Origin of the sequence: Prevotella sp. MGM2, assembly GCF_002933955.1 — a bacterium.
Classification (GTDB): domain Bacteria; phylum Bacteroidota; class Bacteroidia; order Bacteroidales; family Bacteroidaceae; genus Alloprevotella.
On record NZ_BEWW01000163.1, the window covers coordinates 1 to 6,813 of the forward strand.

13 protein-coding genes are annotated in these 6,813 nt (G+C 49.0%); 7 read left to right on the forward strand and 6 right to left on the reverse strand.

Annotated features, from left to right (window positions below; all coding sequences use genetic code 11):
* The first annotated feature begins 63 nt into the window (after nt 1-63).
* The 6 genes from C5S62_RS03735 to C5S62_RS03760 all read left to right on the forward strand — a co-directional run bounded on the left by C5S62_RS03735 (nt 64) and on the right by C5S62_RS03760 (nt 1,993).
* Nucleotides 64-258 carry a hypothetical protein gene (locus tag C5S62_RS03735; protein ID WP_104404126.1) on the forward strand — a complete coding sequence of 65 codons (195 nt, stop codon included), beginning with the start codon at nt 64-66 and terminating at the stop codon, nt 256-258.
* An 11-nt stretch (nt 259-269) separates the two neighbouring features.
* The gene (locus C5S62_RS03740; RefSeq protein WP_104404115.1) at nt 270-590 is read left to right on the forward strand and encodes a sulfide:quinone reductase; all 321 of its coding nucleotides are present in this window, start codon (nt 270-272) and stop codon (nt 588-590) included.
* Complete coding sequence (locus C5S62_RS03745) at nt 587-754, forward strand: hypothetical protein (protein WP_016278663.1); 168 nt, start codon at nt 587-589, stop codon at nt 752-754. The genes C5S62_RS03740 and C5S62_RS03745 overlap by 4 nt, the downstream gene beginning before the upstream one ends.
* A gap of 2 nt (nt 755-756) precedes the next feature.
* On the forward strand, nt 757-1,119 hold the full coding sequence (locus tag C5S62_RS03750) for a DUF2958 domain-containing protein (RefSeq protein ID WP_104404116.1): 363 nt from the start codon (nt 757-759) through the stop codon (nt 1,117-1,119).
* A 53-nt stretch (nt 1,120-1,172) separates the two neighbouring features.
* On the forward strand, nt 1,173-1,553 hold the full coding sequence (locus tag C5S62_RS03755) for a hypothetical protein (protein ID WP_104404117.1): 381 nt from the start codon (nt 1,173-1,175) through the stop codon (nt 1,551-1,553).
* Between the two features lie 68 nt (nt 1,554-1,621).
* A complete protein-coding gene (locus C5S62_RS03760) occupies nt 1,622-1,993 on the forward strand; it encodes a hypothetical protein (RefSeq protein WP_104404118.1) in 372 nt (123 codons plus the stop codon).
* 232 nt (nt 1,994-2,225) lie between these two features.
* Here the strand turns inward: C5S62_RS03760 and C5S62_RS03765 are convergent, their stop codons facing one another.
* The 5 genes from C5S62_RS03765 to C5S62_RS03785 all read right to left on the reverse strand — a co-directional run bounded on the left by C5S62_RS03765 (nt 2,226) and on the right by C5S62_RS03785 (nt 4,500).
* Complete coding sequence (locus tag C5S62_RS03765; RefSeq protein ID WP_104404119.1) at nt 2,226-2,468, reverse strand: hypothetical protein; 243 nt, start codon at nt 2,466-2,468, stop codon at nt 2,226-2,228.
* Nucleotides 2,465-3,004 carry a hypothetical protein gene (locus C5S62_RS03770; protein WP_223301126.1) on the reverse strand — a complete coding sequence of 180 codons (540 nt, stop codon included), beginning with the start codon at nt 3,002-3,004 and terminating at the stop codon, nt 2,465-2,467. Before C5S62_RS03770 ends, C5S62_RS03765 begins: the two co-directional genes overlap by 4 nt.
* Nucleotides 3,005-3,071: 67 nt before the next feature.
* Complete coding sequence (locus tag C5S62_RS03775) at nt 3,072-3,869, reverse strand: hypothetical protein (RefSeq protein ID WP_104404121.1); 798 nt, start codon at nt 3,867-3,869, stop codon at nt 3,072-3,074.
* A gap of 53 nt (nt 3,870-3,922) precedes the next feature.
* Entirely contained in the window at nt 3,923-4,198 is a 276-nt protein-coding gene (locus C5S62_RS03780) for a hypothetical protein (RefSeq protein WP_104404122.1), read from the reverse strand.
* Nucleotides 4,199-4,224: 26 nt separating this feature from the next.
* A complete protein-coding gene (locus C5S62_RS03785) occupies nt 4,225-4,500 on the reverse strand; it encodes an excisionase family DNA-binding protein (protein ID WP_104404123.1) in 276 nt (91 codons plus the stop codon).
* Between the two features lie 210 nt (nt 4,501-4,710).
* Here C5S62_RS03785 and C5S62_RS03790 point away from each other — a divergent pair, with 210 nt between their 5' ends.
* A complete protein-coding gene (locus C5S62_RS03790; RefSeq protein ID WP_133159484.1) occupies nt 4,711-5,175 on the forward strand; it encodes a hypothetical protein in 465 nt (154 codons plus the stop codon).
* Nucleotides 5,176-5,201: 26 nt separating this feature from the next.
* On the opposite strand, the gene C5S62_RS03795 is transcribed toward C5S62_RS03790, so the two are convergent.
* Nucleotides 5,202-6,326: a site-specific integrase gene (locus C5S62_RS03795; protein ID WP_104404125.1), complete on the reverse strand. Its 1,125-nt coding sequence runs from the start codon at nt 6,324-6,326 to the stop codon at nt 5,202-5,204.
* Nucleotides 6,327-6,813: the final 487 nt, after the last annotated feature.

Consider the following 6,813-nt stretch of genomic DNA (forward strand, 5'->3'; position numbering starts at 1 on the left):
GCCGGAGAAGCTCAAAGAGCTTCAAACAAAAGGGAGAAAAATTAACTCAAACATCAAATGACTATGCGAGTAAAAAGAATGAAAGTAGCAGAGGGCAGACGGCTCAATATCGGGCAGTTCCCCAATTTCCACCGCTCCGGCTCCATTAGGGGCATGAAAAAACTCTACTATGGCGAGAACTGCCTTTTGGTACGCTGTGGCAACTACATCTACAACGTGACCTCCGAACCCTCAATCTACAATCAGGCAACAATCTAAAACATAAGAATATGGAAATTTATAACGGAATAGCAATATCCAAGAACGACAAGGAATTTGTCGTAGCGTTTGACAACTTTGTCAACGGCAAAATGCAATCCGCAACCAACACAGGAAAGGCACTCGCCACAATACACCGCTACTTGCAGTCGCAGGCTTTCAAAGTGTGCGTGGCATATATCCGTCAGCTCGCTGTCAACTACCGAACTGGCTATTACGATGAGCGGAACGAAACGGCAGCACGTAGAGCGGCGATGATGTACGACACGTTGATGAACGGCGATGAAATCTATGACCCCGAATATAAAGAACTAAAGGATAAAAGCGTATGAACGACACCGATTTTCCCGAATACGGACGCCAGTGCGAGTTGCTGACACCGTGGCGAGGCTACCACCGTGGCACAATCGTAGGACTGAACGGCTACCGCTTCATCATCGAGGTAAGTAGCGGCGCGAGGATTGAACTTTACGAAGATGAAATTGAATTTGACTGACTATGAACAGACTGTTGACACCGAAATTTGAGGAAGCCATAAAGGACTATCCTCTGTACTCGCAGGACGGCAAGGAGAGAGACGCTGTATGCGTGGCGATATTCACTATCGGAAATATCCGTTGGTTTGTGCTTGAAGGAAACAAGGAGGGAGACGATACAACCCTTTTCTGCATAGTGGTCGGACTCGGCGAAGATGAATATGGCTATGTGTCGCTCAACGAACTTGCCGATGTCGAACTCGACTACCGCAAACAAGGCTTCGGCATTATTCGAGTGATACAAATGCCGTATTTCACCCCATGTCCCATAGGGCAGATAAGCGATGAGAGGCTTCAAGACTTCTTGAAACGCCTTTATGATTGACCGAACACATCAGCCGTGGTGTTGTGCCACGGCTGACATTCCACCGAAGGAATATGGATATACAAGATATAATCGACAAGATAACCGAATGCGCCGAAGCTAACGGCTGGCACGTCCATACTGAAAGATACCGCGACACTGACTTATGGCTGTTTGAGTTCTCGCAGTACACAAAGGCAGGGCAGGATTTTAATTTCTCGGCTGAAATGAGATATGCCGACCCCGATACTTTGATAAAGTCAGTGAGAGAATATTACGAGAACTATGACCCCGATGAGGAAGCATATCTCTGGATTGGCGATGACGGACACGGCAAGAACGGTGCGCCATACCGTATCTCGGATATTGTAGCCGACATGGAGGACGCGGAGTCTATGGTCGGCACTCTGCTTGAAGCCTTTGAGGGACTTGACTTTGACCCATGCGGTGAATAGAGCCTTACTTTTCAAAATTCGGTCTGCCACCTCCATGCCGGACGTGGCAGACATAAATGTGTACTGACATGATTTTACAAACCATAATCCAAGTTGCCGCAAAATGCGGCTGGAGCGTGACCGCCAACGTGAGGGATGGCAACATCACCTCTTTCGATTTCCGGCGGAATACCGAGAGCGGAGTGCCGTTCTGCTTCTCAGCCGACATGACCGGTGGTAAACCGGCTTCGCTGGTGGACGACATACTGTCGTTCATCGACGCTTTCCAACCCGACATATTCGCGCGGCAGTGGTGCAGGATTTCGGGTGCAGGAGAGAGCCGCTATGCGAAGACACTCTCCGACATGGACGGCATACGCACCCAGGCATGGCTACTCGCCATCGACCTCTCCGAAGCCTTCTCCGCTCCACGCCCCTCACCGTGGTATCTCTGGAACTGACAGTACCGTTTACCGTTTCTTCCGTTTTCTTCCCCGTTTGACCTGCGGGTGGTCGAGCAGGAAGATTATGTCGCTTCCGAGTATCAGCCTGTGCCAGCCGTTTTCCGAGCGGCGGTACGGGAGTACCGGGGGCGATTGCCTCATGTATTCGTAAATCGTCGTATGGCTTATACCGAGCAGTTTTCTTGCCGCCATCACCGAATACAGCAAATCGGGGACTATCCTTTGAAAATCAGGGCGCATGGCTTTTCTCCCCACTTTCCATTACCGCGTGCCGGCGGTATTCGTTTATGAAAACTTCGGCCGCTTCCACTGCCATTTCTGCGGAGACGCTAATATGTTCTGGCCACCGTGCAAGACGGTTCTCCGGCGTGACTATATCCGACAGCCGTATGTCGTGATAATACAGAGCGACCGCAAGGTCATATTTCCGCTGTTCCCAATCTATGGGTGTGATTTGTACGTTGTCTTTCATTTTTCCATGTTCTTTTGAGTGTTTATCCTGAATGTCTTTCCTCGCAGGGCGACGAAATTGAACATCTCCTTGAAGCGGTCGTATATCCTCTCGCCATAGACATCCTGTATCTGGTCAATCGTGAAGTTGGTGGTGGCATGGGTAAACTGGTGGTAGCGGTTGTCGTAGCGTGACTGGAAGATGTACTGCATAACATTCTCGAAGTTGCCGTACCTTCCTGTCGGCACTGTCTCGCTGCCAAGTTCGTCAAACGCCTGCCTCGGACTGTCGATATACTGCCTGATGCCCCGGTAGCCTCCGTATATTGACTCATCGGCGTAAGCGGCGCATACATCAATCACGTTGTCTATCCGGAAATAATAGCGGTTGCCGTCAATGTGCGGTCTCACAAAGGAGCAAAACTCCCTGATGATTTTCAGCATGGTGGATTTGCCCGTTCCGATGTCGCCCCAGATAAGCAGCCCCTTGTCCGGGTCAAGGTTGCCGTCATAGTCCATCACCGCCCAGTGAACGATGTCGTTGTATGCCGGTTTCATTTCTTCCCTCACTGTGAAGCCCGGGCAGACGGCAACGGCACACTGCATGAAAAGCGTCTTGTATTCGCTAATTCTCGATAAGTCCGCAGTTCGGTTTGACCGGCGTTCTGCGGCCTCTCTGATTTCCCTGACGGCTTCCGCCGGGTTTATTTTCTTGGGGTTTGCCATTGTTCCGTTCTCGTTCTAATCGGGCGCGGGCCCAGTTGAAAAAATGATCCTTGCACTCCTGCACGGTCGGATGATTCTTTTTCTTGATCCTGCACTCCTGAAAAAAGTCAGGAAGCATATCTTCAAGTATTTTTCTTTCGCAGTGCAAGGCTCCGGCTATTTCGTCGAGCGAAGCCGTATCCTTTGAAAAAATTTCAAAAACTTCTCCTTCACGCGCGGGGGAGAGAGAATTTTTATTTATATTATTATCTATATAATATATGTCCCCAAAGGTGTCCCCAACAGTGTCGGAAGAAGTGTCCCCATTTGTGGGGGATTGAGCTTCTGAAGAAGCCCCGATAGCCGCTGTATCCTGTGGAGCCATGATTGAAAAGCCGGGTATCTGATCCATGACAAGTACCGTGTATAATGTCGCGTTGCCTATTTCAAGTCGCCGTATCCACTTCTGCGCTTCAAAAATCCTCATGTATCTTCCTACTGTGTCTTTGTCCGCTCCGATTGAGGCGGCCAGTTTTCGTGTCGAGGCCACGAACTGACCGGGCAGGATGTTTATTGTCGTGCCTTTTATGGGGTATGTGCCTTTGGTTCTCTGCACGCGGAAAAGTATCTCCAGCCAGAGATGTACCATCCGGCTCTCGGAGTAGAGCCATTCCACGTTGCGGAGATAGTGCATTACGGGTATCCATGAACGGTTCATTTCGGCTGTTTATATTCTTGGGGTACATATATATAGGAGTTGGTGCGTGAGCCTCAGGCTTTTCCACATGAAGTGTCAACATCGCGGTCTGTCACATAGAGTTCCTTCGGGAACACCACACATCCGGCAATCCTCTCTATCTCTTTCTTGCAAAAGGAGGGTATGCAGCAGCATCCGGCTTTCCAGTTGTAGAATGTCTTGCGTTTGATGCCTTCTCCGCAGGCTCTTACTACCGCTGTCACGAAAAAACGGTGGTCTGAATGGGGTAGCGTGGCGAGATAGTCGTTAAGGCACTTGGAGTCAATCTCCTTGATCTGTTGTGTAGTCATAATTTCGTCCTTTAAGATTAAATGAATCAGGTCTGCCGTTTTTTTTCAAGTGTTGCGTATCCGGCACGCGCCCTCACATCGTAAAGAGAGAGGAAAAAACGCCGTCCGTTACGCTCCGCTTTAAGTGATCCGTCGTGTATGGCATCGCGTACACGCTGGTCTGAACAGTGCATGATCTCCGCCGCCTCACGCACGGTTATCTTCCTGTCAGGAGGCATTGGTGCGGTGATGTTCCGCTTTATCTCTTCAAGGGTGTTCTCAATCCTCGTGAGCCTCATTGTTATGCGTCGGTCTTCACTCATAGTCGTATCCGTTTATAAGCTGTTTGACATTTTTTCTGTTAGCAACCATTAGCTATATTTAGAAAAATGATTATCTTTGCAATTAGAAATAATTAATCTAAATTAGGTAGTTGCAATAACACTAACAAACTAATCGTGCTAAATGATTGTTTGAAGTGTTATTATTGGAAATACCTAATCAAATTTATTAGAAAATATAAACGCAAGTTTATGGACAGCATAAGAGAAAGAGTGAGACAGGCGATGGAATGGCTGAAAGACAACAGGCTGTTCAACTCCAACCGTGCCATTGCGGAAAAGATGGGCTACAATCCCAGCGTCGTGTCGCAGGTGATAACCGGCAAATCCAACGTGTCGGAACGCTTTGTCAAGAGCCTTTGCAGCATATATCCGCCCCTGAGTTTTGAATGGATATGGAGCGGCAATGGAAGTATGATACAGGAGACAGCTGCACGGCAGCAGGAGTCGGATCCTGAGCCTCCGCAGTTTGACCGATTTTCGTATATCCTTGCTGACATGGCGGAGATAATAAAGAACATGACCGCCTTCATGGGGCCGATGAATAACCGGCTTGAACGTCTGGAAAAACGGATTGATGAACAGGCAAAGGAGATTGAGCGGCTACGCTCTGAACTGTCGGCAAAAGAGAAAGCCGCCACCTCCCGGAAGAAGTGACGGCTGTATCGGCGTTACGGCAGATATTATTTGAGTTTACCGAAGCCCTGTATGACGCTCGTCTGAAGCACCTGGGCGTATTTCTCGGTCATTGTCACGTTGGAATGGGCGAGCATCTTGCTCACAGTCTCGATACCCACACCCTTTGTCAACGCCCACGTCGCAAACGTGTGGCGGCCGACGTGCATTGTCAGGTTGATGTGCAGCTTGGCAAGGTTGGCGATTATCTTCAACTGGTCGTTGCATTTCTGGTTGCTCATCAGATTGAGGTCGTAATTATACTTTTTCAGTATGGCTATCGCCTTAGGCAACAGCACAATCGTATAGGGCATACCGGTTTTCATACGCTTGTCGCGTATGCAGTAGTCCTCGCCCTGCCTGAACACATCCGACTTCTTTATCTTCACAAGGTCTGAGTATGCCAGCCCCGTGTAGCATGAGAAGATGAACATATCGCGTACTTTCTCCGTCATGCCGTAGAGTTCGAGAGCTTCCACGCGGTCACGTTCCTCCTCGGTAAGGAATTTTATGCCTTCCGACTTTCCACGGGAAATCCTCATGCCGTCGTAGGGATTGGACTCCAGCTTCTCAAACTGTATCGCCTCCACGATATAGGGCTTGAGACGTTTGTGGTAGCCATGAACCGAGGCCTGGGCTGTCACTCGTTTGCGTATGAAATCGTCCCATAGTCTGATATTCTTCGGGGTGAGGTCGCTGAAAAAGCGTATCAGCCCGAAGTCGCGCAGGCAGTTGAGCATCACCTTGTGCTGCTTGCGTGTTGACTCCGTGACCGGGCGCATGTCGATACGTTCCTCCAGCCAGTCGAGGAAACTTGCCGACGAACCCTGTAACTTTGTTTTCTTGACCTTTTTGAGAAGCGACAGGTCGTATTCGCCCTTTGTCGAGGCTATGGACGACATCTTCTCATGGATACCGTCATAGACACGGCGTATCTGTTCGTTCAGATGGTCGGCCTGAGGGTGGTTGACTACCTCCTTGCCGCTCCACTGCTGTTTGAGGACAGCGACGCCGGTGGAGAGACGGACGCGCTCACGGTTGTACGACACCTCGATCTCAACGGTGCCGGGATTTACGGCCGATGCCTTCTTGCGGCGGTCGAAAACAATCTTGATCTGTGGTATTCCTGCCATAAGTAAAAGATTTTAAGAATGATACATTAAAATTTCTCGTGATGTGGTACACGAAAAAGCGTGTACCACAAATTCCGGGAAATGTACCACACGTGTACCACATACCATTCCAACGCATCCGGCAACGAGGCTGTTGCACGCCCCGAATCTTTTGGAAACATTTAGTACAAAATAGCAAATATCAGAGAGTTGGCACTCTGAACAGGCTCCGGACGCTATGGCAAGACCGGGGCAGGAGACAACGGCTGATATTTGATGGAAAAGCTGGTACATTTGTGGTACTTTTTTGTGGTACATCCACGAAATTTGTACCAAAGATAATGTGCTAATTCCGAACTAACAAATGCTAACTTTGGCTATCGGCAGAAAATGCGGTTTGTACTAAATCTTTCTAAATCAAGATTTTATAAAATTGCTAACACTTGCACATCAGGGGTCAAGCCGAAAACACGGTGACTGAATTTTGAGAAAAGTGTTAAATTTGTGG

Coding starts and splice junctions, on each gene's coding strand:
- C5S62_RS03740 (WP_104404115.1), top strand. CDS start 270: ATGGAAATTTATAACGGAATAGCAATATCCAAGAACGACAAGGAATTT.
- C5S62_RS03780 (WP_104404122.1), bottom strand. CDS start 4,198: ATGACTACACAACAGATCAAGGAGATTGACTCCAAGTGCCTTAACGAC.
- C5S62_RS03750 (WP_104404116.1), top strand. CDS start 757: ATGAACAGACTGTTGACACCGAAATTTGAGGAAGCCATAAAGGACTAT.
- C5S62_RS03795 (WP_104404125.1), bottom strand. CDS start 6,326: ATGGCAGGAATACCACAGATCAAGATTGTTTTCGACCGCCGCAAGAAG.
- C5S62_RS03755 (WP_104404117.1), top strand. CDS start 1,173: ATGGATATACAAGATATAATCGACAAGATAACCGAATGCGCCGAAGCT.
- C5S62_RS03765 (WP_104404119.1), bottom strand. CDS start 2,468: ATGAAAGACAACGTACAAATCACACCCATAGATTGGGAACAGCGGAAA.
- C5S62_RS03770 (WP_223301126.1), bottom strand. CDS start 3,004: ATGAAACCGGCATACAACGACATCGTTCACTGGGCGGTGATGGACTAT.
- C5S62_RS03735 (WP_104404126.1), top strand. CDS start 64: ATGCGAGTAAAAAGAATGAAAGTAGCAGAGGGCAGACGGCTCAATATC.
- C5S62_RS03775 (WP_104404121.1), bottom strand. CDS start 3,869: ATGAACCGTTCATGGATACCCGTAATGCACTATCTCCGCAACGTGGAA.
- C5S62_RS03790 (WP_133159484.1), top strand. CDS start 4,711: ATGGACAGCATAAGAGAAAGAGTGAGACAGGCGATGGAATGGCTGAAA.
- C5S62_RS03745 (WP_016278663.1), top strand. CDS start 587: ATGAACGACACCGATTTTCCCGAATACGGACGCCAGTGCGAGTTGCTG.
- C5S62_RS03760 (WP_104404118.1), top strand. CDS start 1,622: ATGATTTTACAAACCATAATCCAAGTTGCCGCAAAATGCGGCTGGAGC.
- C5S62_RS03785 (WP_104404123.1), bottom strand. CDS start 4,500: ATGAGTGAAGACCGACGCATAACAATGAGGCTCACGAGGATTGAGAAC.